The sequence below is a fragment of the Actinomadura terrae genome (assembly GCF_022751215.1).
Classification (GTDB): Bacteria; Actinomycetota; Actinomycetes; order Streptosporangiales; family Streptosporangiaceae; genus Spirillospora; species Spirillospora terrae.
This window is the reverse complement of the sequence record NZ_JAICDG010000008.1, coordinates 215,474-240,311: the sequence shown is the minus strand read 5'-3', so window position 1 is coordinate 240,311 and position 24,838 is coordinate 215,474. Positions and strand designations below refer to the sequence as shown.

General features: G+C 67.2%; 24 protein-coding genes and 2 tRNA genes. 11 read left to right on the top strand and 15 right to left on the bottom strand.

The features are described 5' to 3' along the window. Positions 1 to 558: 558 nt before the first annotated feature. Entirely contained in the window at positions 559 to 987 is a 429-nt protein-coding gene (locus K2F47_RS37330; protein WP_242910963.1) for a DUF6210 family protein, read from the top strand. A gap of 986 nt (positions 988 to 1,973) precedes the next feature. Here the strand turns inward: K2F47_RS37330 and K2F47_RS37325 are convergent. From K2F47_RS37325 to K2F47_RS37315, 3 genes are all read right to left on the bottom strand, one after another. Next, positions 1,974 to 2,444: a macro domain-containing protein gene (locus K2F47_RS37325; protein WP_242910962.1), complete on the bottom strand. Its 471-nt coding sequence runs from the start codon at positions 2,442 to 2,444 to the stop codon at positions 1,974 to 1,976. A gap of 32 nt (positions 2,445 to 2,476) precedes the next feature. Continuing rightward, the gene (locus K2F47_RS37320; protein WP_242910961.1) at positions 2,477 to 3,319 is read right to left on the bottom strand and encodes a glycoside hydrolase domain-containing protein; all 843 of its coding nucleotides are present in this window, start codon (positions 3,317 to 3,319) and stop codon (positions 2,477 to 2,479) included. Between the two features lie 765 nt (positions 3,320 to 4,084). Next, positions 4,085 to 5,053, bottom strand: a complete 969-nt coding sequence (locus tag K2F47_RS37315; RefSeq protein WP_242910960.1) for an oxidoreductase — start codon at positions 5,051 to 5,053, stop codon at positions 4,085 to 4,087. Positions 5,054 to 5,108: 55 nt separating this feature from the next. Here K2F47_RS37315 and K2F47_RS37310 point away from each other — a divergent pair, with 55 nt between their 5' ends. From K2F47_RS37310 to K2F47_RS37300, 3 genes are all read left to right on the top strand, one after another. Next, positions 5,109 to 5,531 carry a MerR family transcriptional regulator gene (locus K2F47_RS37310; protein WP_242910959.1) on the top strand — a complete coding sequence of 141 codons (423 nt, stop codon included), beginning with the start codon at positions 5,109 to 5,111 and terminating at the stop codon, positions 5,529 to 5,531. A gap of 462 nt (positions 5,532 to 5,993) precedes the next feature. Further along, positions 5,994 to 6,734, top strand: coding sequence for an HAD family hydrolase (locus K2F47_RS37305; RefSeq protein ID WP_242910958.1), 741 nt, complete (start codon positions 5,994 to 5,996; stop codon positions 6,732 to 6,734). Between the two features lie 364 nt (positions 6,735 to 7,098). After that, positions 7,099 to 7,452: a hypothetical protein gene (locus K2F47_RS37300; RefSeq protein ID WP_242910957.1), complete on the top strand. Its 354-nt coding sequence runs from the start codon at positions 7,099 to 7,101 to the stop codon at positions 7,450 to 7,452. 540 nt (positions 7,453 to 7,992) lie between these two features. On the opposite strand, the gene K2F47_RS37295 is transcribed toward K2F47_RS37300, so the two are convergent. Then, a tRNA-Arg gene (locus K2F47_RS37295) sits at positions 7,993 to 8,065 on the bottom strand. Between the two features lie 479 nt (positions 8,066 to 8,544). Between K2F47_RS37295 and K2F47_RS37290 the strand changes: the two genes are divergently transcribed. From K2F47_RS37290 to K2F47_RS37275, 4 genes are all read left to right on the top strand, one after another. Beyond that, entirely contained in the window at positions 8,545 to 8,964 is a 420-nt protein-coding gene (locus K2F47_RS37290) for a hypothetical protein (protein WP_242910956.1), read from the top strand. 130 nt (positions 8,965 to 9,094) lie between these two features. Next, positions 9,095 to 9,187 (top strand) — tRNA-Ser (locus tag K2F47_RS37285). A gap of 335 nt (positions 9,188 to 9,522) precedes the next feature. Beyond that, positions 9,523 to 9,660 carry a hypothetical protein gene (locus K2F47_RS37280; RefSeq protein WP_242910955.1) on the top strand — a complete coding sequence of 46 codons (138 nt, stop codon included), beginning with the start codon at positions 9,523 to 9,525 and terminating at the stop codon, positions 9,658 to 9,660. A gap of 278 nt (positions 9,661 to 9,938) precedes the next feature. Continuing rightward, positions 9,939 to 11,630, top strand: coding sequence for a M1 family metallopeptidase (locus tag K2F47_RS37275; RefSeq protein WP_242910954.1), 1,692 nt, complete (start codon positions 9,939 to 9,941; stop codon positions 11,628 to 11,630). A 372-nt stretch (positions 11,631 to 12,002) separates the two neighbouring features. On the opposite strand, the gene K2F47_RS37270 is transcribed toward K2F47_RS37275, so the two are convergent. Next, positions 12,003 to 12,308, bottom strand: a complete 306-nt coding sequence (locus tag K2F47_RS37270) for a DUF1330 domain-containing protein (protein ID WP_242910953.1) — start codon at positions 12,306 to 12,308, stop codon at positions 12,003 to 12,005. A gap of 188 nt (positions 12,309 to 12,496) precedes the next feature. On the opposite strand from K2F47_RS37270, the gene K2F47_RS37260 reads away from it, so the two are divergent. Then, the gene (locus tag K2F47_RS37260; protein ID WP_308198534.1) at positions 12,497 to 13,399 is read left to right on the top strand and encodes a LysR family transcriptional regulator; all 903 of its coding nucleotides are present in this window, start codon (positions 12,497 to 12,499) and stop codon (positions 13,397 to 13,399) included. Between the two features lie 294 nt (positions 13,400 to 13,693). On the opposite strand, the gene K2F47_RS37255 is transcribed toward K2F47_RS37260, so the two are convergent. Continuing rightward, positions 13,694 to 14,128 carry a hypothetical protein gene (locus K2F47_RS37255; protein ID WP_242910952.1) on the bottom strand — a complete coding sequence of 145 codons (435 nt, stop codon included), beginning with the start codon at positions 14,126 to 14,128 and terminating at the stop codon, positions 13,694 to 13,696. Between the two features lie 527 nt (positions 14,129 to 14,655). Beyond that, positions 14,656 to 15,651, bottom strand: a complete 996-nt coding sequence (locus K2F47_RS37250) for an SDR family oxidoreductase (RefSeq protein WP_242910951.1) — start codon at positions 15,649 to 15,651, stop codon at positions 14,656 to 14,658. A gap of 85 nt (positions 15,652 to 15,736) precedes the next feature. On the opposite strand from K2F47_RS37250, the gene K2F47_RS37245 reads away from it, so the two are divergent. Both K2F47_RS37245 and K2F47_RS37240 read left to right on the top strand, forming a co-directional pair. Then, positions 15,737 to 16,327, top strand: coding sequence for a TetR/AcrR family transcriptional regulator (locus K2F47_RS37245; RefSeq protein ID WP_242910950.1), 591 nt, complete (start codon positions 15,737 to 15,739; stop codon positions 16,325 to 16,327). Positions 16,328 to 16,515: 188 nt separating this feature from the next. Beyond that, the gene (locus K2F47_RS37240; protein ID WP_242910949.1) at positions 16,516 to 16,734 is read left to right on the top strand and encodes a recombinase; all 219 of its coding nucleotides are present in this window, start codon (positions 16,516 to 16,518) and stop codon (positions 16,732 to 16,734) included. Here the strand turns inward: K2F47_RS37240 and K2F47_RS37235 are convergent. From K2F47_RS37235 to cas5, 8 genes are all read right to left on the bottom strand, one after another. Next, a complete protein-coding gene (locus K2F47_RS37235; RefSeq protein WP_242910948.1) occupies positions 16,716 to 17,561 on the bottom strand; it encodes a hypothetical protein in 846 nt (281 codons plus the stop codon). The genes K2F47_RS37240 and K2F47_RS37235 overlap by 19 nt on opposite strands. An 84-nt stretch (positions 17,562 to 17,645) precedes the next feature. Beyond that, a complete protein-coding gene (locus tag K2F47_RS37230) occupies positions 17,646 to 17,999 on the bottom strand; it encodes a VOC family protein (RefSeq protein ID WP_242910947.1) in 354 nt (117 codons plus the stop codon). A 236-nt stretch (positions 18,000 to 18,235) separates the two neighbouring features. Continuing rightward, complete coding sequence (locus K2F47_RS37225) at positions 18,236 to 19,753, bottom strand: DUF4419 domain-containing protein (RefSeq protein WP_242910946.1); 1,518 nt, start codon at positions 19,751 to 19,753, stop codon at positions 18,236 to 18,238. A gap of 286 nt (positions 19,754 to 20,039) precedes the next feature. After that, complete coding sequence (cas2, locus tag K2F47_RS37220) at positions 20,040 to 20,303, bottom strand: CRISPR-associated endonuclease Cas2 (protein WP_242910945.1); 264 nt, start codon at positions 20,301 to 20,303, stop codon at positions 20,040 to 20,042. 3 nt (positions 20,304 to 20,306) lie between these two features. Continuing rightward, positions 20,307 to 21,287 carry a CRISPR-associated endonuclease Cas1 gene (cas1, locus tag K2F47_RS37215; RefSeq protein ID WP_242910944.1) on the bottom strand — a complete coding sequence of 327 codons (981 nt, stop codon included), beginning with the start codon at positions 21,285 to 21,287 and terminating at the stop codon, positions 20,307 to 20,309. A 1-nt stretch (position 21,288) separates the two neighbouring features. After that, positions 21,289 to 21,786 carry a CRISPR-associated protein Cas4 gene (locus K2F47_RS37210; protein ID WP_242910943.1) on the bottom strand — a complete coding sequence of 166 codons (498 nt, stop codon included), beginning with the start codon at positions 21,784 to 21,786 and terminating at the stop codon, positions 21,289 to 21,291. Next, complete coding sequence (cas3, locus tag K2F47_RS37205) at positions 21,783 to 24,173, bottom strand: CRISPR-associated helicase Cas3' (RefSeq protein WP_242910942.1); 2,391 nt, start codon at positions 24,171 to 24,173, stop codon at positions 21,783 to 21,785. The genes K2F47_RS37210 and cas3 overlap by 4 nt, the downstream gene beginning before the upstream one ends. A 10-nt stretch (positions 24,174 to 24,183) precedes the next feature. Continuing rightward, complete coding sequence (cas5, locus tag K2F47_RS37200) at positions 24,184 to 24,837, bottom strand: CRISPR-associated protein Cas5 (RefSeq protein WP_242910941.1); 654 nt, start codon at positions 24,835 to 24,837, stop codon at positions 24,184 to 24,186. Between the last annotated feature and the right edge of the window lies 1 nt (position 24,838).

Here is a 24,838-nt window from a genome sequence, read left to right as displayed (position 1 = left end):
ACGCGGCCGCCCGAACCCCGCCCCGAACGGAGCTCGGTCCGGCGGTAGACGTCGCAGGCCACACCAGCCGCGGGCCGATAAGCCCGGCAGGCCACGAACACCACCTCGCCCCCAGACGCTCAACCCCTCGCGCTGCCAACAGCCTGCGATACGACGCCTCACCCGCTGGCAGTGTTAGCGGCGAACAACCCCACATCGCCTACCAGGAGCCATGGCACTCCGGCGCGTCCCGCCACGACGCCCGACCCCGCACCTGCCACCGGATTACGTCCACCTCGAGAACCGTCCCGACCAACACGGGCACAGGCAACAACCATCCGGCCGTGCCCATTGCGCATCGTCCCGCGTTCGTCCGGTCACCGCCGGGCTGTTCAAAGTTCTCCGGTATTTCAAGGTTCTTCATCATCGATGAACCCCTCCACCGGAGACCTCTCGTTACAGATCACTGAACCCGTCTCACCGTAGGACGCCAAAACCCGCCCTAGGACGCGTCTCATAATTGATCTCACAGAGCTAAATTTTGTTGAGTTCACGACGGCAGCCCGGAAGGCTGCCGCTATGAGCTCTCGACGATTCGTCTTCCTCGATCCTGACGGCATGAGTGGCGGCGGCTGGTTGCATGTGGTGGTTCAGGCGAAGACCGGAGTCTTCTATCAACAGCAGTACGGCGGAACCGCCTGTCGGCAGGGGCAGGTGGAGGGCTTTCTTGTGCCGCTGTTCGGCCCAGATGAGCTGGACGCCCTGGGCGAAATGTTCGAGACGAACTTCCGTGGTGCTGGCACCTGGAACCACGCGTGGTCGGATGACGAGCGGGACAGGCTCCGCGTCATCATCGAGGCTGTCCGCTACTGGGCGTGCGACGGGACCACTGAGGAACTGCGCACCCTGCGGTTGGACGAGAGCCGGGTTCAAGAGGTCGACGAGGCGTGGGTCCCGGTGATCACACCGGACGGACCTGGCGTGTTGGTGTGGTTCAACTCGGACTGAGCTTCCGCGGTCAACCAGCCGCCCGCAGCCAGTGGATCAGGGCAGCGATAACGCGCCTGGTCCGGCAGTGATCCGCCAGCTCGTCGAACCCGGTGGCAACGGCGCGGAACTGCTTCAGCCCCACGAAGCAGCGCTCGACAACGTTCTGGCCCCTGGTAGGCGGTCTTGTCGAAGGCCGGAGGCCGGACGCTCCGGCCCGCGTGATGTGCCCTGTTGGCGATCTGGTCCCGGCGCTCGGGGATGAGCGCCTTGATGTTCCCACGCCGCGATAGGTGGCGAAGCCTCCTGGACGAATGGGCTTTGTCCGCTACTACCGAATCAAGTTTTGTGCTCGGACGCCCCGTCCCCCAACCGAGGGATGCGGACCACGTTCAACACCACCGGGAACAACGGTGCAGTCCGCCGCGTCGCCGGTGTTGAGCACGATCGACAGCGGGAGACCTCACCCGTCGACAGCCAGACGGATCTGAGAGACGGTCGTGACCGTGATGGCGGCGCTGAAGCCGTCCGACCGCATGATGGCCGACGGCGTCCACCGTCGTCAGCCCGACACGGGACCGGCCGAGCACCTCGCGACGCGAATCGCGAAACCGCTGCCGGATCTTCCGCTTCGCCTGCCACCTCGGCTCCTTTGTGCGGGCGTCCGCGGCAGGCTGATGTGCTCGGGCAACCGTGGAATCAACCGGGACCGCCCACTCCCCGGCATCCACCGCATCATCGCGAACCCGGACCTCCTAGAGCAGCTGGCCCCAGGTGCCGTCCTTCTCCCACTAGATGAAGCGTCGGTAGACGGCCTACGACGGGCTCTATCGCTCAGGCAGGTCGTGACAGAGGCAGCGCCGGTTCGAGGCCGCCACAGCACTCCGTTCAACCTGCCGATGGGGCCCGCCCCCCCGGACACCCAGCACCATCGCTCCGCGGAAGCAGCGGCTCTATCCGTACCCAGACCGCGTCCGCTGCCATCACGAGATCAATATGAGACACGCCTAGTCGTCGTAGACGGTCACCTCGACGCCCCGCTTGGCGAGGTGCTGCTTCACCAGCGGTTCGACCAGCTCCCACTTCCCCCCGGCGAGCCCGCAGCCGACACGTGGCATGTGCACGCTCGCGTCGAGTTCGACTGCTCTGCCTCCGAGCACCTCCAGACACTGTCCGAGCGCCTCGTACCGGATCGGAGGCCCCTTACGGCTCCGCTTGATCCCCCGCTGCGCGACCATGTTCGCGACCCACACGTACTTCTCGACCTGGACGAACTGCACGGCCCCCAGCCCGAACCCACTGCTCGTCCGCTCGCGGTACCAGCGCCGATACTCCGCCTCCGGCTCCGTCCAGCGCCGCGACACCGCCAGGACGAAGCCCTTCCCCCAGCCGCCCAGGTCGTTGCAGACATGGGCGACGATCTTCACCCCCTTGGCCTGCGGCGACGTCGCGTCCCCCTTGAGATACCTGACCCCCACGCGTCGGCACGCTACCCGCCGCCACCGACATTTCAGCTGACGGGCGCGTCCCAGGCGGCCCGCCACGTCGCCGGCCCGACGACGCCGTCCACGCCGAGGTGCTTCTCCTGCTGGAAGGCGCGGCAGACACGCTCCGAATCCGCTCCGTAAGCACCGTCGACGCTGATCCGCCATCCGCGTGCGTGCATCTGCCGCTGCCACTTCTGGACGTCATCTCCATGCATGACGGGCGGCTGCGTGAGATACCGGCCGGGCCAGGCCGGAGCGTGCGACGGCGGCGGCTTGGGCGACCCGTTGACCTTCCACTGTCCGTAGTCGTCCTTCATGGCCCGGTTGTAGTCGACGCCCACATCGTTGATTGTGTGGTCGTTCGAATACTGCTGGAGATGCGCCCGCGAGTCCCAGCGCCCGCCGGACCACGCGTACGTCTGCCACCCGTACGTGATCTTCTTGGCGTCGAACGCCCGCTTGATCGGCCCGTAGCCGGCGTAGAGACCGATCCGTCCGCGTCCGAGCACCGACGCCGCGCCGTCCAGATAGGCGTTGATCGCCGCTTGCTGGCTGGACTCGGCGTCGAAGTCCACGGCGAAGTAGATCGGACGATCCGACGGCATTCCGCAGGCCCGTGCCTGCTTGGCCGCGTCCTCCGCGTCCTCGACCCCACCGTCCTTCCCGGACAGCGCCCGCGACGCCGACGTCTCCCAGACCACGACCAGCCAGAGGCCACTCTCCGACAGTTGCTCAGCCTCGGCGCGAGTCAGGTTCTTCCCGGTCGCGTCATGCGACAGGTAGCGGCAGACGAACTTCGCCCCCGCCTTCCTCAGCGCGGACGGGCCAGGCCGTCCCCACGCGTAATCCACTCCGAACACGCTCATTTCGCCATCCCTTCTGTCATGACGGGCAGGCAACACCGCATCGTGCGACGCACGCAGGCATATTGACAAACTCACACAAGCCGTTCAACCCATGTCCACCGCAAAGTCTTACCCCACACCCCTCAAAAAGCGAAACGAAGTCCAACACCACCACATAACCGACAAATCAGAAGCCAAACCTCCGGGCGTCCTCATGAGCGCCAAGGGCGCCCCGACCAGCCATGTTGATCAACCAACCGCCCCACGTGGATCACCACACGAAGAGACAAGATCATGATCAACGCTCGTTCGTCCCGAATAGAAAACCCATCCTGCTCGACCAACTGCCGTCAAGCCATCTGGTTGATCATTCGCCGAGAACGTCCACCACCTCTGCCGATCCATCCCAGACTCCGCACACCCTCCCACGCTGCCCTGGAGGACAGCCCACCAACTTCCCCACCATCCCGCCGCCAAACACAAATCTGAATCCGCGTCGCTGCAGCCGCGACGGAGTACTGCGTCGCATCGAACTCCTCATCCTCCGCCATGCCAGCACGCCTCGAACCAGTATTCAGACCCCTACCAGGGACGCAGAAGCGGCGCCCACGAGCCGCTCAAGATGCACGACTTCGCCTTCAGATGCCCGCAATAGCAAAGACACATAGCATTAAATTGTGCTCGGCACCGGTCTGCCTTCTGCCTGCCACTACCGCCGGCACAACCCCTGGCAGGCAACCGGGACGCCTGACCGGGCCACGTCCACACCCTCCCGACGACGCTTCATCAGAAGACCGGCGCGGCCCCGGTCGCCGCGACGGACAAGTCCCAAAGTCGGGCGGCCGAGTCGGGAGCGATGGCGTATTCGCGGACGCCGCCATCGTCCATCGGCTCGTCGGGGCCGGAGACACGGGCGACCTCGCAGTCCTCCAGATAGACCCCGCCACGATTGGCGAGGAGCGGAGACGTGGCTGCCCAGAGCCCAGTCGCGGCACCCTGCGAAGGGGACTTGAACCCGGCACCGATCACGTTGCCGCGCTCGTCCACCCACCCACGGTCGACCTGCTCGCGAAGGGACATCTCCCGCTGCAACCCAGTGATGATCTTGCCCGGGTGCAGGGCGAACGCCCGAATGCCGTCGCCACGTCCGAGAGCATCGAAGTGGATGGCGAACAGAGCATTGGCGGTCTTGGCCTGACCATAGGCCAGCCACTTGTCGTAGCCGGTGCGGAAGTGCGGATCGTGCCAACGAATGTCGGTCAGAGTATGCCCAGCGGAACTGTTGACGACAACGCGGGCACCACCAGCGGCCAGGAGCGGGTAGATCTCACACGCGAAAGCGAAGTGGCCGAAATGGTTGGCGACGAACTGGCTCTCCCATCCAGCAGGGCCGACGCGCCGCTCCGGAGTGGCCATGACGCCGGCGAGAGCCATGAAGACGTCGACCCTGTCGACGCATTCGCTGATTCGCGCGGCAGCCGTACGGACACTGTCGAGGTCCGTCAGATCCATAGGGATCACTTCGCAGCCTTCCACGTCCTCAAGTGCGGCGCGAGCGATACCGGGCCGACGCGCAGGCACAATGACGCGGGCCCCAGCGGCCGCCAACGCCCGGGTGGTCGCCAGGCCGAGTCCGGAGTAACCACCGGTCACGATGGCGGTCTTTCCGGAGAGGACGATGCCTGCCATGACATCCTCGGCGGTACTGGCGGCAGAGAACGGGGAGCCGAGCGGCTGCTGATCAGTGGTGGTCATGTCCACGACGTTACGATCTAGAGCAAGGTCTAGATCAAGCCCTAGGGTGGACGGCATGGAAACCGCCGAACCTCCCGCTGAACAGCTGAGCATCGGGGAGGTGGCCGACCGGACCGGACTCAGCGTCCACGCACTCCGCTTCTATGAACGCGAGGGCCTGCTCGTCGGACCCGTCCAGCGCACCGCCGGAGGCCGACGGCGATACACCCCCGTCGATGTCGACTGGCTGCTGATCTGCGTCAAGCTCCGTGAGTCCGGCATGCCGCTCGCCGACCTCAAACACTTCGCCGAACTGGTACGCCGCGGCCCTGGCAACGAGACTGAACGCCTACGGCTCCTCGACGCCCACCAACACCGCGTCGAGGCGCAGATTCAGGCCTTGGAAGAGTGCCGCGCCCTCATCGCCTGGAAGGTCGGCGTCTATGCCGAACACCTCGCCCACGGCAAGGCAGGCGGCCTCTGGGACCCGACCGGCTGAGACCCACCAACACCTCGTCCACCACCTGAAACCAGAATGCCTACCTACGACCTCCATAGATGGTGACCGACTGTATCTACAATGGTGACGGTCAGCCACATTGAATCGGATCGGGTGACGTCGCACCCCCATTCCGAGGACGACACGCTCGTCGCAGCGAGGTCCATCCGAGACGGCACCTGCATGCCCCAATGGAGGCAAGCGGTCGTGACCACATGTCCCCAGACAGATTCCGGCAGGTCATGACGCCGTAAGCGCCTTTCACGGGTACAGGCTGTCACCTTGGACCGACGCGCTCCGCAATGTCCGACACGCCGAACCGTCTGCGCGCCGCCGCCGGGAGACGGTCGCGATTGCCCTGGACGACGTTGGCCCCGCGCCTCGGAAGAGGAGGCTCGTGCACTCGCATTCTCAGCGAAGCGCGTTGCGTCGTCCGCACAAGGAGTTTCCTACGATGCGTGCGTGCGAACTTTGGTGCTCTGGGACATCGACCACACGCTCATCAGCGTCAGGGGGCTCAGCGGCGAGATCTATTCCACCGTGTTTCAGCAGCTCACCGGCCGCACCGCGGAGAGGGTCGCGGACATGGCTGGCCGTACAGACCGAGCGATCACCTCCGAGACCCTGCGCCATCACGGCATCGAGCCCACGGACGATCTCATGCTCCGCTTCATGGACGCGTTGGGTAACGCGTACTCCGAAAGGCGAGGCGAGATCAAGGCACGCGGCCGCGTTCTGCCAGGAGCGCAGGCGGTACTAGAGGCGCTCAGCACGAGAGCCGACGTGGTGCAGTCTGTGCTGACCGGCAACATGAAGCCGATCGCAGTGTGCAAACTGAGCGCCTTCGGGCTGGAGGGGTTCGTCGACGTCGAGGTCGGCGCGTACGGCTTGGACCACGCCGAACGCCCCCCGCTGGTGAGGCTCGCGCAGGACCGAGCCGGCCGCAAGTACGGCGAGACGTTCGACGCGTCCAGGACGGTCCTGGTGGGCGACACCCCGCACGATGTGCACGCCGGTCACCAGGGCGGCGCCCGTGTGGTGGCGGTCGCGTCCGGGGCCAGCAGCGAAGGCGACCTGAGGGCCGCCGGCGCGGAGGTCGTCCTGAGATCCCTGGCCGACACCGATGCTGTGGTCCGCGCCGTCCTAGACGCTGGCCAACCGCGCTCCCGCTCCACCGACGTCCGCGCCCCAGAGGCGTCGTAGAACTTCCTTCCGGTCGCCATTCCAGCAAGACGTCGACCTATGAAGACCCGACGACGGCGTCCAGGGCATACACCTCGACCACCACGTCCACCTTCGCCAAACCGACCAAGTGCGCTCGTCCCGGGCGCTGGCGCCTCCGCACGAGCTACGCGACCACGATGAGCGGACGCTCTGCGAAGGACGAGCGGTTCGCGTTGCCCTCACCAACGCAAAGGGCCCCTCGCGCTGCATGATTGACGTCCTTCCTTCCGTCTCTTCCGAAGTGCAGGGAAGACTGTTCGCCGTGACGAGGTCGGTGAGTCGTACGGTTTTGGCCGTCACGGCCAGTGGGCCATGGCTGGTCCTGACGGGCAGCACGTGGGCCGTGGACACCGAGAACGAGTCCGCCGTTCGGCTCAGCCGGGGCCGCATGTGGTTGCTGCCGCTGCTGGAGCGTCCACGGATTGAAGTCGAGTCCGAAGCACGGGCCTGCCTCGGGGCCTGTGATCCCGACGTGGGCGAAGCGCTGAGGGCTGTGATCGATATGGGCCTGAACGCTTGGTCGGACTACTGGCTCTCCAAGGCCGCGGCCTGGATGACGGACGAAGAAGTCGTGGTCTTTTCCGAGCGGCTCCACGAGATCGCGCTGGAAAGCGTCGGGCCTCAGTCCCAAGACACCCAGCACGCGGCGAAGCGACGGCTCAAGCAACTGGGACTGTGGTCGCCTAATCGCGGGTGAACTCGTGCGCCGGGAACACCATCCCAACCGAAGCGAGGCCAGTCGGCAGCGAGGCCGCTGTTCCTTCGCCGCTTATCCCTCCCGCCTCGAGGAGCGTGTGGGCGATGTCCCACAGGATGAGCTTGTGCACGCTGTCGCGTCCTCCACGCGTCGCGGTCACGGACGCTACACACCCACCCCGCCCACAACGGAAGGATTACGGGCTGATCTTCGCAAGCGAGGCCGGAGGCCCATGGACCCGACAACTACTTGCACATGTTCTCCAAGCTGGCCAGACGCGCGGAACCCGACCACTGCCGTCCGCCCGGGTTGCGGCACTCAGGCGCGTCGCCGATGCGCGCTCAAGGGACGCCGTCGCACACCGGCTTCCAGATCCTCGGGCAGACGTCGATCGCCTTCACCAAGACCGTGTACGAGCATCTGCTCGTTGACGTCAGACAGACGCCAACCGAGGCCATGAGCGGGGCCGATCGATTCCCGTGGCTCCCATGCCCCATGCAAGAAACCCCCTCCGTCACCGGAAGGGGTCTCTGAGCTGTGCGCACCCGAAGGGATTCGAACCCCTAACCTTCTGATCCGTAGTCAGATGCTCTATCCGTTGAGCTACGGGTGCTTGCTGCCCTGGCTCTCACCAGGAGTTTTACCAACGGGCCGAGAGTCTAGCAGCTCGCACGTGAGTGATTGAGCATAGGATTCCTCGGCCCCGCGCGCTCTCTAGTGTAGGGCACTCGCACCTGTGGCCCGTCCCTCTGAAGCGCCCGAGGCCCTGACGGCAGGCGCTCACCGCCGCCCCTGGCCTGACCTGCCACGCCCGAGTGACGCAACCGCCGAGCCCTCGGAGTCCCCACCGCCGGCACGCGGACACATCGGCTACCGCTCCTCCCATGAGCCCGCCGCCCGGCCCCGTCCGGCGCGGCAGTCCGAGGACGCACGCCCGAGCGTCCGATAGCCCGTTCCATACGCTGCGCGTTGTGACCTGGGTCACGGAACCGATTGTGGCGGGATGGCGCCAAAGGGGTAATCGAGACGGAAGTGACCTGCGAGGTCTACCCTCGTCCGATGTCCCAAACCCCCCTAGAAGGAGAAACCCAAATGCGCATGTCTGCCACCAAGCTCCTCGGCGTCATCGCCATCGGTGGCGTGCTGCTCGGTTCCACGGCATGCGGGCCGATCGACTCCGTCACCGGCGGAGGCAAGAAGAAGACCGCCTGCAAGAACATCGAGTCCGAGCTGCGCAGCGTCGCCTCCGGCGGCGTGTCGAGCGGGTCCGCGGCCAACGCCCAGCGGTTCGCGGACGCGGCGTCCAAGATCCGCAGCGAGGGCCAGAACGCGGGCGGCGACGTCCAGACCGCTGCCACCAAGTTCGCGAGCGACCTGGACGACACGGCCGCCACCCTGCGGCGCCTCAGCTCCGGCAACCTCTCCGGCGGCTCGCCCGACTTCACCGCGATGCAGCAGCACGGCAACGAGCTCGGCAAGGCCTGTGGCTACACCGGCTTCCGCCTGGGCTGAATCGCGACGCTCCGCTCCCGCGGCCCCGGGAGCGGAACCCAGCGATCCGGACTAAGCTCAGGCCATCCCGGGCCAGACTTTGCCGGTAGGCGCGCTGAACCGGTAGCCTGTCCTGAGCCTGAGGGCAACTGGAGGATTCGCCTAGTCCGGTCTATGGCGCCGCACTGCTAATGCGGTTTGGGTTTACCGCCCATCCGGGGTTCAAATCCCCGATCCTCCGCCACCTGACCAGGGGTTTCGCCGAAGATCACGTTCTCCGGCGAAACCCCTGCCGCGTTCCATGTGTCCCTTTCCGGGCGTGGTGTGCACGAGACGTCGCGGCAGTGTCGCCGAACCCAGGCCAGAGCCCCCAAACTGGTCGACGACGCCGCCCTCACCACCGCCGACGCCATCGGCCAGGCGGCAGTGGGCCCCAACGGCACCCACCAACGCCCCGGAAGCGACGCGGTGCGCGGACAACTGTTCCTGCGCACCGGAACCCACGCCGTAGCCCCCCAGCCGCCTCCGGCCGCCGCTCTCCAGCGCTGCGCTCGGCCGCCTCGCCGACGCCCCGTCGCGGTGCCCGTCGACGTCGTCCCGGCGGTCGTGCTCGCCTCGCCGACGGGCGGCCATTCCGGGACGTCCTGGGAACGTTTCGGGGACGGGCTGAGACGTCCTCTAGCGGGCGAGACGTCCTGGCGGCGCGGCCCCCGCTAGACCTAGCAGCATCGCTAGCGGGCTGACGGCCCCTCCGGGGCCCTTCACGCGGGTCCGTGCGGGTGTGCGTGTCACCGGGGACACCTGGCGGTCGTCCCGTAATTGCACGCTCCTAATTAATAAATGGACAGGGAACTTATTAATCCCGCGCCCGACCCCGAACCGAGGGGCGCCGGGGCGCGGCACCGCTTGAGGTGCACCGGATGTTCGGTTTAAATACTTTTGCGTAGATTGTCGCGAATGTGGTTATGTGACGACAAGTGAAAGGTCGGTCAGGGATGGCGATGTTCAGGTCCGCGCGCCGGTTGCCGTTAGCGGTCGCCGTGGTCGGCGCCGTGACGCTCGGGTTGCTCGCGCCGGTCGCGGCGGCCGACGTCCAGTTCGAGCCCGGTGTGCCCGGTCTCGGCGACCCCTATTTCCCCGACCTCGGCAACGGCGGGTACGATGTCGAGGACTATCACGTGAAGATGGCCTACGAGGCCGACACCGGAGCGATCAACGCCACGACCACCATCAACGCGACCGCGACGCAGGACCTGTCCCGGTTCGACCTCGACCTGTACAAGTTGAACGTCCGCTCGGTACAGGTGGACGGGGAGACGGCCGGGTTCGCCCGTACCGGCGAGCGTGAGCTGGTGATCACGCCGCGCGAGGGCCTGCGGAAGCAGAGCGCGTTCACCGTGGTCGTCCGGTACGACGGCATCCCCGAGGCGTTGCGTGGCCCGATCAGTTCCGGCCGACCATACGGATTCGTGCGCACCGGGAACGGCGCGACGATCATCTCCCAGCCGGACGGCGCCTCCACTTGGTTCCCCTCCAACGACCATCCGCGCGACAAGGCGTTTTTCACGGTCGAGACCACCGTCCGGCAGGGCCTCCAGGTGGTCGGCAACGGACGGCTGGTCCAGCAGCCGCGCGGTGAGGACACCGACACCTTCGTCTGGACCGAGGACAGTCCGATGGCGACGTACCTGGTCACCAACTCGATCGGACGGTTCGACACCACCACCAGCACCACCAGCGAGCTCATCTCGCAGCTCGACGCCGTCAACTCGGGGATCGCGTCAGACCCCGCCGCGGCGCGCACCCGGGCCTGGACCAAGGCGGCGGTCGACGGGATAAGCCCCCTCTTCGGCTTCTATCCGTTCGACACGACCGGCTCGATCATCGAGAACAACGACGTCCCGCCGCTCAACCTCAAGGGCGCGCTGGCGACCCAGACCCGGCCCACCTACCAGTCGCCGCCCACGGAGGCGGACGTGGCGCGCGCGATCGGCTACCAGTGGTTCGGCGCCAGCGTCACGCCCGCCCGGTGGAGCGACGTCTGGCTGGGCGACGGCCTCGCCACCTGGACGGAGAAGTTCTGGGCCGAGAGGAACGGCGGCCCGTCCGCGCAGGAGGCGTTCAAGCGGATCTACGACGATCCGCCGACCGTGCCGCCGGGCCGCCCCGGTTTCTGGGACATCGCCGTCGCCGACCCGTCCCGCGACCAGATGTTCCACCCGGCGGTCGCCCTGCGCGGCGGCATGGCCTTCCAGGCGCTCCGCCACATGATCGGTGAGTCGCGGTGCGCGGAACTGACCCGTGCCTGGCTGTCGAGGAACGAGTACGGCACCGCCACGACCGAGGACTTCGAGGCGCTGGCCCAGCAGATCACCGGACGGGACCTCCGCGACTTCTTCAAGGTCTGGCTGCACACCGCCGCCAAACCGCCCGCCGGATGGTGGGGCGTCGATTCCGCCATTCGGACGGAGAGGGCGGGCAGGTGGCCGAACCACCGCCTGCCCTCACGCCCGGCGGCGGTCCGTGCCGGTGATGGCAGCGAGGCGATCCACGGCGGCAAACTCGCTGACCATGCCGTGGACGACGCCGAGTGGGCCGGGGCGCGCGGGGCCGTCCCAGTCGGCCCAGGCGGAGCGGAGCTGCCGCGCGGGCTCACCGGCCGTAGGCGCGGACCTGACGGGTGGTGAGGGTCCGGCGACGCGCAGCATGTCGTCCCAGTGCGCGCAGATGCAGTCCGGGTGGACGGTGTGGCGGGACATGTGGTCCAGCGGTGCGGGTGTTGGTGCGCGCCACAGAGGCACCGCCGCGAGGTCCTCGGTCAGGAACACCCCATCGTCCGGACAGTGCCCCTTACAGAGTTCATAGCGGGCCAGACCGGACGCGTCCCGGGGCGTACCGTCCTGCCTCAGCCGGTGGCGTAGCTGGCGACATCGGCGGCCAACCGCTGGCCTTGCGGCAATTTCCGCGCCGCGGCGATGGGTTCGAACTCGTCTCGTGAGTCGTCGTTCAGCACCGTGGGCGTACCGGGGACGGATGCTCAGCGATAGCTGGGCCGCCGGTCAGTCGAGGCCTTCGATGATGCGAAAGTCGCGCTCGACGCCGTCGGGAAGGGCCACCAGCGCCTTCTGGTATGCCTCGCTCTCATATGCCGCGACGGCCTGTTCGAAGCTGTCGAACTCGATCAGTACGACGCGTTGCGCGATTCCGGCCTCGTGGGCGACGACTCGACCGCCACGGGACGGGAGGAGGGACAGGTTGCGCCCACCCCCAGCCTGGACGGCCGGACCGGCCAGCTTGTCGTAGGCGGCCAGCCCCTCAGGGTCGGAAATGGCGGGGTAGACGCTGACCCAGTAGCCCTTGGTCATGGAAACCTCCTGCGTTCGGCCGGACACGTCCGACTTCGAATTGACACTCAGATCGATCGATCCCGGCGACCGGTACCGCGGTCGGCTGAACCGGCATATGCGCAGGTTAGGGCTTGGTATGCGGTCGAGGGAAAGACCGGTGCGAGATAGACTCAGAACGGTTCGTTATCAATCGGCGGGGAGGGCACGTGGCGCCGGACACGGTGAGCCTGCGGTACTTCCTGGTGCTGGCGCAGGAGCTGAACTTCACCCGCGCGGCCGCACGGATCGGTATCGCACAGCCCGCACTCAGCGCCCGGATGCGCCGATTGGAAACGGAACTCGGTACGGCCCTACTGGTCCGCAACACCCGTAGCGTCGTATTGACCACGGCCGGTGCGGCTTTGGCGGAGTCCGCGCCGCCCGCGCTGGCGGCGCTGGACCGGGCATGGGACACCGCCCGCAGCGCGGCGGCCGGTGACCTGGGCACGCTGCGCTTCGGATACAGCCTGTCCACCGGGGCGGAGACGACCCCGGCCCTGGTGGACAGGCTGACTCGCGGCAACAGCGGTCTCCAGGTCAGCGCGGTCCCGATGGCGACACCGGAGATCTCCCCCGCGGTCGCCGACGGCCGCATCGATGCCGGGATCACCCGCGGTGAACAGCCGGGCCGTGGCGTGCGCCGGTCCCTGCTGCGGCGTGAGCGCACCGGGGTCCAGCTGGCGCAGCACCATCCGCTGGCCGAACACCCGGAGATCGAGATCGCCGACGCGGCCGCCTATCCGCTGCGACTCCCCGACCGTGCGGCCAACCCCGTGATCCACGATCAGCTGGCCGCACTGTTCCAGGACACCCGACCACACCCCCGATTCCACACCCCCGCAGTTTCTTTCGACATGTCTCAGCACGACCTGCACGACGGAGTCACCCTCGCCCCGGCCGGAGAAGCCGCCCTCACCGCATCACCGGCCGGTCTCACCTGGCGACCGCTGCGGGACGCGCCCAGCCTGACGATTCACCTGGCCCTCCCCCGCGAGCAGTCGCCACTACACCGCCGCATCCGTGCCGTCGCCACAACCCTGGCGCGCGAGCTGCACTGGCTACCGGACTGACGTCCCAGAGACCAAGCAAGACTGCGGTGGCCAGGCCGAAAACCCGGCGCCCGTCGTATTTCGCGGTGATGACGACAGCGGTCTTGTTGAACGTCCGGACCCGCTGCCCCGTACCAGCCGCCCCCGCCGACCCCGACCGTTGGGAATCGCCACCGTTTCACAACGGATGTTCGGCCATACCGCCCGGCAGGGGCGCGGAGCGTTACCCGGTCGCGCTGGTGAAGGCGGCGTTGGAGAGGTCGCCGTCCAGTGCGTCCGCCAGATCCTTGTCGATCAGATCACCGACGAAGGCCGTCAACCCAGGTAGAAGACGGAGGTCGTCGAGGAGCCCTGCCAGGTGGCGGTGATCTGGCCGGTCCCGCCTGCCTGAGCCGAGGACGCCACCGAGGCCGGGAAGGACACCCCGGGGCTTCCCGCCGGGATCGTGACGGTCGCCGGAACCTTGATATCCGCGACGTTGCTCTTCAGGGCGACCGTGGCTCCTCCCGCAGGGGCGGCCGTGCCGATGCCGACGGCCATCTTGGTACCGGTGCCGGGTCGTGCCACACCGCTGGACAGGGCGAAGGCGGTGGGCAGAAGGACCAGCTCACGCGAGGCCTGTGAGGTTCCCAGATGAGCCGATGGCTTGATGATGGTGGCGTGGTCACGGTCGTAGGGCTCGGCCGAGTAGGCGGTGGCGGGGAACGATACCGACGTCTTTCCGGCGGGGACGGTGACCTTCGCGGGCATGAGGACGCTGGGTGCGGAATGGTGTTGCGCCAGAGGGTGACCTGGGAGCCCCCGGCGGGAGCGGGTCTGTCCAGGGTCACCGAGCCGGTCAGCTTGGTACCGACCGTGGCGGCCTCGGCGCTGAACCGCAGTGTCGAGACCGCCGGCTGTATCTCCTGGGCCGTTGCCGGCAGCGCCGTCGTGGCGAGGGCGAGCGGGGCGGCGGTGGCCATGACCGCGATGGCGCGTCGTGCGCGGGTCTTAGTGATCATGGTTTGCAGGCTAAGGAGGAGAAACCCCGAGTTCCCAGGCCGGGCGGTATTCCGTTCGCGGTACGTAAGAACTGGCGGCGTCGCCGTCATTCTGGAGTAGTTGCCTGAATTGGCCGCCGGAGCACAGACCGCCCGACCACCGGGCACTACCAGGGGCCCCGCATCAACTCCGGCACCGGCACCTCGCCACGGGCTGGACGCTCCATCCACCACACATCGTCCGGCACGCCGCTCAACAGCCTCGGCACCCGCAATTCGCAACTCCAACCCGCAGCGTCACACGGTGGCGAAAGTGGTGCCGATGGCCCTCATCCGCTCGACGGTGAAAGCCGGGTCGAGCAGGGCTTCGGGGGTGTGCAGGCCCGGGCCGACAGGTTCGCCGCGCAGGCCGAGCAACCGCTCGACGCCGAGGGCGATGCCGAGGGCCGTGAGGGGGCGCTGGCCTGCGGGGTGGAAGAGATGGCGGCGGGTGCGGAGAGGGTCGCCGGACGGGCCGGTCCCCTCCAGGTCGATGAGGACCTCGGTGGAAGGCGGCTCGCCGCGTCGGCGGCTGGCCGAAGCGCCGACGGCGAAGTCGAAGTGGACCTCACCCGCCCCGGTGGCCAGGGCGAGGCTCGGGACGTCGAGGATGGCGATCCGCCGGCCGGGCAGCACGACACCGTCGATGCTGGGCACACCCACCTCCGCCTCGGCCCCGAAGACCCAGGTGAAGGCCCCGTCCCGGCGCACCAGGCCGGCGGAGGTGACAGCGGCGAGGCGCTCCAGGTCTTCAAGCGCCGCGGGTCCGCCGGCGTCCTGGTCGTCGAGGACGGCGGCGATCCGGACGGCGTCGAGCCGTCCGAACTCCCGGGCCAGGTCAAGGGCCACGAGGACGACGAGACCGGCCAGATAGTGGCTGGCCAGCAGCACCGGTGCGGCACTCGCCCGCTGGGCACCGGCGACGACCTCCGGGCCGATGTCGACCAGGCCGCTGGAGATACTGAGGTAGGGCAGGCCGCGCTCCTGGGCGTAACCGAGCCCGTGCAGGCGGGAGTCGCGCACGGCTGCGACCACGGCGGAGAAGTCCTGCTCGGCGGGGAGGCCGAGGGCGGGACGCCGGAGGTCGAGGGTGACGGCGATGGCATTGCCGAGTTCGTCGGCGACCTTCCGGGCGCGGTCGAGGTTGCGGCCCGCGATGGCCAGGGGCAGGTCCGGGTGCCACCCCCGTAGGACGGCGGCGGTGTCCGAGCCCGCCCGGCCCGACCCGCCCATGATCAAAACTGGCTGCTTCATCTACGGAGTCCTCTCACTCACACCAAGCTACATTTTGTAACCTACTCTTTGTAGCTTAGGCTGACGTCCTGACGCAAGGAGGACGATGAGGGCACCATCGACCCGCCTGTCCAAGCAGGCCAGGCGGGAGCAACTGCTCGTCTCGGCGACGGCGATCGTCCGCGACCGCGGGGCCGACGGCCTGACCCTGGTCACGCTGGCTGAGGCCGCCGAGGTCAGCAGGCCGATCGTGTACGACCACTTCGGCACCCGTCAGGGGCTTCTCATCGCGCTCTACCGGCGGCTCGACGAGCAGCACCGGGCCGCGCTGACGCGGGCACTGACGGAAGCAGGGGCTGACGCATACGGGGTCGCAAGGCTGATGGCCCAGGCCTACCTCACCTGCGCCACGACCATGCCGGAACTCAACGCGATCTCGGCGGCGTTGAAGGGGAGCCCGGAGATGGAAGCGGTCCAGCACGAACTGCTCGATGACTACACCGACCTGATGGCCGACGCGCTGGCCCCCCATTCCGGCCTCGGCGCCCAGGCGCTCCGACTACGCTGCGCCGGTGCACTGGGCGCCGCCGAGGCGATCGCCGCCGAACTCAACCACGGGCGCACAACCGTCCCCGAGGCAGTCGACGCGCTAACCGACCTGATCATGAGCTGCCTAACCGCCACCCCCCACCGCTAACACCGTCCGCTGTCACCTCGTCGATCGGGCACTCGACGAGGGCCGGTCAGCTGGTCGATCTCGGACCTTGGGCCGCCAACTTCGACAAACGCAAGGTCGAACGCGGCTCCTCCAGACGGCCTTACGGCACCGGCTGCCAGCACGAACACGCCTGCATCCACTGCCCGATACTCCACAACACCTTCCGGATGCGCGGTCGCCTCGCCGAGTTCCAAACCGGCTTCCTCACCCGTCGTGCACGCGCCGAGGCCGAATCATGGCTCGGCGAGATCGATGGCATCGGCCTGACACTCGCCTTCCCGCGCTCCAAGCGGCAGGAGGCGAAACGCCAGACCCGGCAGACGCCTGTCGACCTGGGTCCTCCCGCTCCGCGCATCAGCGCGAAGGCTCACGGGCACGAATCATGACCTGCCCGGATTCGCTGCTCTGCCACGTGAGTGACGTGCGCGAACCGCGCCAACTCATCCTGGGGAATCACCCCACCCGAACCCGGCCAGAGAGCCGAGGTGGTCAGCCGGAAGACGAGCGCGCGCACGAGCATCTGAAGCCCGTCACGGCCGGGAAGAACATCGTCGAGCAAAGCTGGGGCCGCGTGGTGGTAGAGCAGCCCATCGACGACCACGACGGCCTCGGCATACGGCACCGGCCGCCAGTAGGGGGAGAAATCAATCACGGCTGGTGGCCGACCCGGATGGAACATGACATTCCCGGTGAGGTCCCCATGGACGAGTTGGCTTTCGGTCCGCACCGGCTCTTTTAGATGCAGCAACCTCGCCAGCAGTTCGTCAGCATCTGTCGACGGCGGTGGCGGCGCTTCGTCCCAAGCCACCCGATCGCTGATCGCCCAAGGATCTCGGCGCCGGTCAAGGAATCGGGGCCGTGGTAGATGCCGCAGTGCCTGGTGAAACGCTCTGGAGGCAGCGATCAAACGCTCCCAGTTCCCAGCCGGCCCCGCGTGGCCATCAAGAAGCTCAGCGGCCGTCCAACCCTCAACGACGTAGTCGCCGTCACGCGAGCGGCGGGGCCGCGGAACGCGGAATTCGGCCGAGGCGGGCAGTCCCGCGAAGACCGCTGCGGACCATTCGGCCGCCTGCGGATCACTCGTCGGCTTCAGAACCGCGTTTCCGACGCAGAAACTCTCCCCCTGGCCGCCGGCGAGCGGGCGAGCCGATCCCGTCAGATCGAACGCCGCCAGCACCCTGGCCGGAGGCCCACAAGCCATCCCCGAAGTCATGGTCGAGAGCATGCCCGATCGCCCGACCAGCGGGCATCTGGTTAGCGACAGCGCGCGGGTAGGGGCTGGGTTTTGTTCAAGCGGTCAGGCGGGCTGCCACAGCTCGACCCGATTGCCCTCGGGATCGGTGACCCAGCCGAATCGACCGACACTTTCCATGTCCTGGGTTTCCTCTGCTACGTCCGCTCCCTTGGCGCGCAGTTGCGCGAGCATCGCGTCCAGGTCGCGAACCCGGAAGTTCAGCATGGCTTGCTGGGTGCGGGACCCGAAGTAGTCGGTCTCGGACTCGAACGTCGCGAATACCGTCGGCCCGTCGTTCTGACGCCACAGGCCGTTCTCGTCCGCGTCCAAGCCCAGACAATCGCGATACCACGCGCTCAGGGCCGCCGGGTCGGCGGCCCTCATGAAGTACCCACCGATTCCAAGCACACGTTCCATGCCGCGATTTTGCCAGCAACAGCTCTCGCGCGGACGAGAACCCACGATCGCCCCAAAAGCGCATGGGTACAACTTGGGTTGAGGAACGCTAGCCACCGGACGTGGCCATCCGCCGCGACCGGCGGCTACTTGAGAGGCGAGCCATCGCGATCGCCTCTACGCCGGCGGTGGTGGACGACCGAAACCCCAAATCGCTACTCAACCAATCCCCGAGAACTGCCGCACCCGACATGGTTCTAGGAGGCTGCTCCGTCGAGCTGGTCAAGCCGCCCGGTTTCCAGGTGGGAGATATCACCGCCAGAGTCCAGGGCGGCATCGAGTAGCAGTGCGAGCGAGGTGCCGTACACCGGGACGTCGGCGGGCTCATCCACTAGCCGGAATGCGTTGTTCGGATGACCCTCAGATTCGATCTCGACCCGCTCGACACGGCAGACGATCCAGTGGAAGGTCTGCATGCCGAGGTCGATGGCCGCGCTGATGCACCGGCCGTCAGCCATGTCGATGACCGTCTGGATCGAACGGTGGTGCGCTCCGCGCCGAATCCGGCGGTGGTCCGCGGCCGGACGCAGCCGCCAGGCGCCGTCGAACATCGTCGCCGAGCCGATGCGACGGTAGAGCGCCGCAAGGTCGGCGGGGGCGTAGCGCCAGCGGTGGGGCCGCGGCGCATCGGCCGCATGGTCGCGGATGATCCGGTCGATCACATCGTCGATCTCGACCGAAGCCGGCGCCAGATACCAGCCGTTGAGCGGGCGCAGCGCGCCGTCGCGCTCCTGAGCGACGCCGATCACGCCGGCATGCAGGGCCACGGTCGAATTGACGTGCCGGACCCGGTCGTTGATACCGATCCTCACCCGCGACAATGTGGCCGGCACCCGGTCGCTGCGGATGCCGGGACCGTTATAGGGCCCCTTAGGACCGGTCGTTATGCCGCGGGGTTCGTCGATTGGCAGCCCCAGCAATGGATTGGGCTTGGTGACCTCCCCGTCACCGGACAGGTACGGGTAGAACCGCGCGGCCCAGCCTGTGATAACCTCGCCGCCGTAGGCGTCGACGGGGCTGTAGATGCGCCGCCAGAACGCGATGTCCACATCGCCCGCCGCGGCTCTGACGCATTGGTCGGCGATTGCCGCGAGTGAGCGGCACCAGGTTCGCAAACCGAACGCGGCGAGTGTGTCCACCCGATTACGGATCGTCTGCCAGTCCTCGATCGTGCCGGTCAACGTGATGGACGGGATACCGCAGACGAAGGTCATCCACAGCGCGAAGTAGGGCGAGTACACATCCAGCAGGGCAACCCGTCCGGCCATCCGATCGACGTCTGTGCTGGTGGAAAAGTCGCAGTCGAACTCGCCGACGCTGCTGATCTCGGCAAGGAGCAGCTCACTGAACGACTCGACAGCGTGCTGCCACGAGCCGGGCCCCTGAGGCATCGGCCCGTCGACCATTACCATGAGCCGTTTGCGACCGGCGTGTTCGACCAGCCGGGGGCGCAGTTCCTCGGCGTGAAGGCGCACATGCTGGGCCAGGCCCTGCATGATGGTCAGCCACACCACGTCCGGGGAAAGCACGAGCGGACGATGTTCGGCGAACGCCCGTCCCACGGCGCTGAGCAGTGGGTGTACACCGTCGCTCTTCAACACCGGCACGGTCGGATCGCCTCCGACCACCAGCGCTTCAGCGAACTGATCGCCGAGGGGCCCGGTAGGCAGTCGCTCCACGGTCGGCTCGACATCATCGACCTCGAAGGTCATCATTCACCGGACGGTAGCGCGAGTTTCGCCTGACCGTCTCACCTCCATGGAGGCTTGCGGTTCAACAGACCTGGGCATCGAATGCCGTCAGGACGATGGCACGGAACAGCAGGCACCACAGCGGCAAGCATTGGGCCGTGGTCGGACGGTGCCAGACAGGGAGAGTAGACCGCTGATAGCGGCGATGATGATTTCCGCTGGCCGCGGGTCCGCAGTTTCAGAGCCCATTACGACCCCTGGCGAGGGTATGAGGACGGCGTTCATGTGGCGACTGTGGGCTGGTGGGGGTTCACAGGATGTCGGTGGGGTTGGGTTCGGCGGCGCCCCAGGCGTGGCGGATGGGGGTTGTGCCTGGGGGGAAGGTGTAGACGATCACGTTGTCGTAGGAGAGGTCCAGGAGGGTTTCGACTTCTGATTGGAAGCGGCGTAGTTGCGCTTGGGTGACCTGGCCTTCGAAGACGCTTCGTTGGACGTGGTGCAGGTACTTGCGGCAGGTTCGCAGGATGCGGGGATTTCGTTCCGCGGCGGTGTCGTAGACGACGATGACGTGCACGGCTCACCACCAGATGCGGAACGGCTTGTAGGTGGTGCCTTCGAGGCATCGTCGGGTGAGGGCGAGGGCGTCGAGGTAGAGCAGTTCGTCGTAGGCGACGGAGCGGTTGAGGGTGCGGTGGGCGACGGTGACGGCCAGTTCGTCGCGGACGGCCTGGACGACTAGTTTGCGGCCGTTTTCGCTGAGCATGGCCTGGTTGGTCTCGGTGTCGAAGTGGTGCTCCTTGAGTTGGTTCCGGGTGGCCATCCGCAGGAGCAGCCGCTCGGCGAAGAGTGGCCTGAACATCTCGGAGATGTCGAGGACCAGGGAGTGGCGTTGGCGTTCCATGCTGCTGTGCAGGAAGGCGATGCCGGTGTGCAGGGGCGTCAGACGTAGGGCCGTGAGAGTACGGGCGTAGGTGATGCCGTTCACGTAGCTGATGAATGCGTTGCCCGCGTTCTTGGGCGGGCGGCGGCTGCGGCCGCCCAGCTGGAGCCAGCCGGGGAGCTTGGTGTCGAGGACGTCCCATGCCGATCGGCGGAAATTGCCCTCGATGCCCATGAGGTGGGCGGCGCTCTCAGCGGATTCGAGGTCCTTTCGCAGGACGTCGTAGGGGCGGGCGAGGAGTTTTCGGTCGATGACGCGGCGGACGTTGAAGGCGGTGGAGCCGACGATGTTGCGGGCGACCTGGAGTGCGGCTTCGGGGTGTTCGGCAAGGCGAGCCTGGGCGAGGACGGTTTCGCCGGACGTGCTGGTGTCCGAGGTGAGCAGTGATCCGGCGTAGTCGCCGTAGTGGCTCAGGAAGTGGACGTTGATGCGGTGGCGGTTCAGGAGCGCGATGACGGAGGTGTTGATGTCGGTTTCGGCGCAGGCGACGATGTCACGGACGTCGGTGACCGGCAGGTGAACCTTGCCGGTTCCTTCGCGTTCGATGACCAGTGATTCGTCCTTGCGGCGAATGCGGCAGGGGCTGGTGAGCCAGTAGGTGCGTGCGGCGGCGGGCATGTCATTCCGTCCAGCAGTAGTCGGTGTAGCTGCAACCCCGGCAGGCGGAGCGTGCGAGGCGGGTGGGCGAGGTGTCGGCGGCGGCGACGGTGAGGACCTCGGCGATGTCGGCCTTGGCTTTATGGGCGGCTTCTGGTGTGTAGGGGTGGCGGTGGGTGCGGCGGGTTTTGGGGTAGTGCAGGATCGCGCCCTGAGCGTCGATGCCGATATCTGCGAGGCGGTAGCAGTAGTGGCGTCCCTGGGCCTGGTCGGCGGGGGTCGGCCGGGCCGATGATTTGACTTCGTGGACCCAGTGGCGGCCGTCGACGAAGTCGAGTTTCGCCGCGCCGAGGTCTACCGGGCTGCGGCGGGTGTACGAGGTGTCGTGTACGGCCTCACCGAGTTGCACGCTGCCGTTCAGGTGTTCGGGGCGGACCCCGCGCAGGTAGAGCCACAGTTGGCGGCGGCAGTGGTAGAGGTATTTGATGTGGACGCCGCCGACGTCATCGGCCTCGATCAAAGGATCTCACCCGGTTCGTATTTTTGGTGGGGGTCGGGGTTGATGGCCCGCAGGCCTAGGCGTTCGTCGTAGTCGCCCTCGATGACGCATATCCTGAAGCGCTTGTCATAGCTGCCAAGGGAGGTGCACCATGACGGGACGGGTATGAGGTACTGGTCGGCGTGCAGGCGAGCGACTGCCTTGTCCTCCTTGCCCTCCAAGGAGGCCCTGTAGTCGTCGTGGTCTTGGCGAAGGATGACTTCGGATCCTTCGAATTGCCGGTCGAAGATGTCAGCTAGAAGAGACCGGTCGTCGAAGGGGTGGGAGAATTCGAGGAAGGCCTTCTCGAATTCGCGGCGGTGGCGCTCGACCCTTTCGGACCAGGTGCGGCCCCAGGGGCCGGCGTAGATCTCGTCCAGCCATCCGGTGATGACCTGTTCGTTGATGGCCTGTCCGTCGTGGCGGGTGAGGATGTCCCAGCCGTGCAGGGTGGGCTCGGCTTCGTAGACGCCGTCGGCCCACTGTTCGCCGTTGCGGGTGGAATAGGCGGGTTGGTGGACGATCAGCGGGGCGGGGGCCAGGGTGCCGAGCCTGTTGGTCCTGCCGAAGCGCTGGACGAGGGCTTCGAGGTCGGCGGCCGAGGTGTGGCAGGCGTCGAGATCGAGGTCGAGGGAGACTTCGAGCGCTTGGGTTCCGACCAGCAGGCCCGGCCGGCGGGGCTCTCGGCTGCCGAAGCGCTTCTTGATGGCGGTTTCGATGGGGGTCCGGTCCATGCGGCGGTAGCGCGAGTGCAGTAGATGTGCGGAGCCTGCGCCGTGGAGTTCGACGCAGAAGGGTCCGAGGGTTTCGTAAAGGGTGATCGCGTCGCGGATGTTGTTGGCGACGATGAGGACGGATTGGTCATCGATGAGTCGTTGGCGTATCTCGTCGAGGGACTTCTTGTCGGTGAGATGGGCTTGGCGGGTGTGCAGCCGGTGCCGGACGGGTGGTTGAAGCTCCGCCGGTGGTTCGACCAGGGTCGTCCGGCCGTCGAGAGCTTGGGAGACCAGGTCGGCGAGGGCGGTGGGCATGGTCGCGGAGAGCACGGCGACGCGTCCGCCGAGGCGGTGCCAGAAGCTGAGGACGGCGAGGATCATGCCGAGGCGGCGCGCGTCGTAGGCATGCAGTTCGTCCAGGATGAAAATCGAGTTGGCGCTGTCGGTGAGGATGCTGGAGTGCACGGGTCCCGCCAGTGCGCCCCGAAGGAGCTGGTACGGGGTGCCGATACGGAGGAGTTCACGGAAATTCTTGGTGGCCTCCGCGCGGGAATGCGCTTTGGTTGCGGCGGCGTCCTCACTGGCGCATCCATCGGAAAGGGACTTCGCAAGGTGGTACGAGGCAGCTCTGGAGTGAGCGACACCGATCCCGTCAGGTGAGTTCAGGTCTTCGGCGAGGCGGCCAGTCATGGCGTTGATGCTGGCCAGGTAGGGCAGTAGGTAGAAGACGCGGGGATTTCCATTTGCGCGGACCGCCAGGTCGCCGGTCTGGGTCACCGCCCATAGGAGGACCGCCTCGGTTTTGCCGCTTCCCGTCCAGGAGCGCAGGAGAAGGTTGCCGAGGGTTTCGGCGGCCTGTCGCTGTTGCGGACGTAGGGTGTGGCCGCGACCCGCGAGCCGCTCCGCCAGCCGGACGGGGTAGGTCTCGTTCAGTGGGTTCCGGCTGTCCAGGGGCACGTGCGCGGAGGACAGGTGGTCGGCCATGGTGACTGCGCCCAGTAAGAGAACTGCCGTGGTGCCACCGGCGTTGCCGTATGGGAGTTGCAGCCCCCAGCGATCCACGAGTTTCTGGAATTGCCGATGGGCGGCGTCCGTCAACTGGCGGACGCCGGGTCGCGGCGCGGTCTCGGGGAACGGCAGACGGTACCGGCGGCCGGTGGCGTGCAGCCATTCCATGAGGGCGACGAGGCGCTCCTGGTCGGCCGGTGTGAATTTTTCGGCGAAGTCCTTGGGACGGTCGTCGACGTACTGCGTGAACAGCGGCAGTTTGGACGCGCCTTCGAGGCCCGAGGTGAATGGTCGGTGATGCCCGGCCACCACCGCCGCTACCCAGTCACATTGCTCGGTGGGTAGATCGGCGAGAAGCAGGCGTACGAATCCCAGGGACAGCACCTCGTGCCGTTCGCCCCAGACGGTCGGCTTCTGCCCGGCGATGTTGCCGATCATCCGCTGGAAGCCGTCCGGCAACTTGCCTGTGTCGTGGAGCAGCGCGGCAAGCGCCGCCCACGTCCAGAAATCGGGTGGCATGCCGGGGATGTCGCCCACCCGGGCACGGATCGCCCACACGGCTTCCAGGGTGTTCAGCAGATGGCTGGTCAGCAGCTCGCCGGGAACTCCCGGCTCGGGGGAGCTCTTCGCTCGAAGGTCTTTCACAGTGGTGGTCTCAGGGGGTCGGGGCCAGCCGGTCCGGATGGACAGGTGGGAGGAGCGCCAGGGCCTGTCCGTCCGCAGTGGCGAGGCCGGTGTCGATTTCAACCCGCGCGCCGTCCGGGGCATATCGGTAGTTGTCCCAGGTGAAGCGGGCTCGGTCGGCGGAGATGGCGGTCGTCAGCCGCATCGTCGTGCCGGTTGCGTTCGGCAGGCCGAAGGGGACGATCGCATGGTTCTGGCGGCCGGTCGACGTGGTCAGCTCGGCGCGGCGGACGGCCGTGGCGACCAGGTCCTGGCTGCGACCGAGCCGCAGCGGCCAGACCGGGCGGCGGATCGCGCGCGTCCACAGGCCGATGTCCTCGGTGAGCCAAACCGTCAGCGTGACGAGGGCCAGAAAATCCCGGATCTTGATGGTGACGTTGGTCGGGGTCCCGGGGCTGCCGAGCGGGTGGTAGGTCTCCAGGTCCTCGCCCGATCCGGCGGCGTGGAAGGTCATGGCGAACCGGGTGTGCGGGGGCACCCGGTCCCATCCTCCGGCGGCGGCGGCGAGCATCCCGCCGACGGTGGACGGCGGCGGGCAGGGCAGCCCGACCTGGAGCCCGTCGTAGAGGGGGTTGCGGAAGCTGACGACCGGAGCCGTGACGGTCACTTCCAGGGCCTCGGGCATG

Excerpts from the sequence above, each read along its gene's own strand:
- K2F47_RS37330 (WP_242910963.1), top strand. The coding sequence starts at position 559 with ATGAGCTCTCGACGATTCGTCTTCCTCGATCCTGACGGCATGAGTGGC.
- K2F47_RS37320 (WP_242910961.1), bottom strand. The coding sequence starts at position 3,319 with ATGAGCGTGTTCGGAGTGGATTACGCGTGGGGACGGCCTGGCCCGTCC.
- K2F47_RS37315 (WP_242910960.1), bottom strand. The coding sequence starts at position 5,053 with ATGACCACCACTGATCAGCAGCCGCTCGGCTCCCCGTTCTCTGCCGCC.
- K2F47_RS37310 (WP_242910959.1), top strand. The coding sequence starts at position 5,109 with ATGGAAACCGCCGAACCTCCCGCTGAACAGCTGAGCATCGGGGAGGTG.
- K2F47_RS37290 (WP_242910956.1), top strand. The coding sequence starts at position 8,545 with ATGCGCATGTCTGCCACCAAGCTCCTCGGCGTCATCGCCATCGGTGGC.
- K2F47_RS37275 (WP_242910954.1), top strand. The coding sequence starts at position 9,939 with ATGGCGATGTTCAGGTCCGCGCGCCGGTTGCCGTTAGCGGTCGCCGTG.
- K2F47_RS37270 (WP_242910953.1), bottom strand. The coding sequence starts at position 12,308 with ATGACCAAGGGCTACTGGGTCAGCGTCTACCCCGCCATTTCCGACCCT.
- K2F47_RS37255 (WP_242910952.1), bottom strand. The coding sequence starts at position 14,128 with ATGCCCGCGAAGGTCACCGTCCCCGCCGGAAAGACGTCGGTATCGTTC.
- K2F47_RS37250 (WP_242910951.1), bottom strand. The coding sequence starts at position 15,651 with ATGAAGCAGCCAGTTTTGATCATGGGCGGGTCGGGCCGGGCGGGCTCG.
- K2F47_RS37245 (WP_242910950.1), top strand. The coding sequence starts at position 15,737 with ATGAGGGCACCATCGACCCGCCTGTCCAAGCAGGCCAGGCGGGAGCAA.
- K2F47_RS37240 (WP_242910949.1), top strand. The coding sequence starts at position 16,516 with ATGCGCGGTCGCCTCGCCGAGTTCCAAACCGGCTTCCTCACCCGTCGT.
- K2F47_RS37235 (WP_242910948.1), bottom strand. The coding sequence starts at position 17,561 with ATGACTTCGGGGATGGCTTGTGGGCCTCCGGCCAGGGTGCTGGCGGCG.
- K2F47_RS37230 (WP_242910947.1), bottom strand. The coding sequence starts at position 17,999 with ATGGAACGTGTGCTTGGAATCGGTGGGTACTTCATGAGGGCCGCCGAC.
- K2F47_RS37225 (WP_242910946.1), bottom strand. The coding sequence starts at position 19,753 with ATGATGACCTTCGAGGTCGATGATGTCGAGCCGACCGTGGAGCGACTG.
- cas1 (WP_242910944.1), bottom strand. The coding sequence starts at position 21,287 with ATGCCCGCCGCCGCACGCACCTACTGGCTCACCAGCCCCTGCCGCATT.
- cas5 (WP_242910941.1), bottom strand. The coding sequence starts at position 24,837 with ATGCCCGAGGCCCTGGAAGTGACCGTCACGGCTCCGGTCGTCAGCTTC.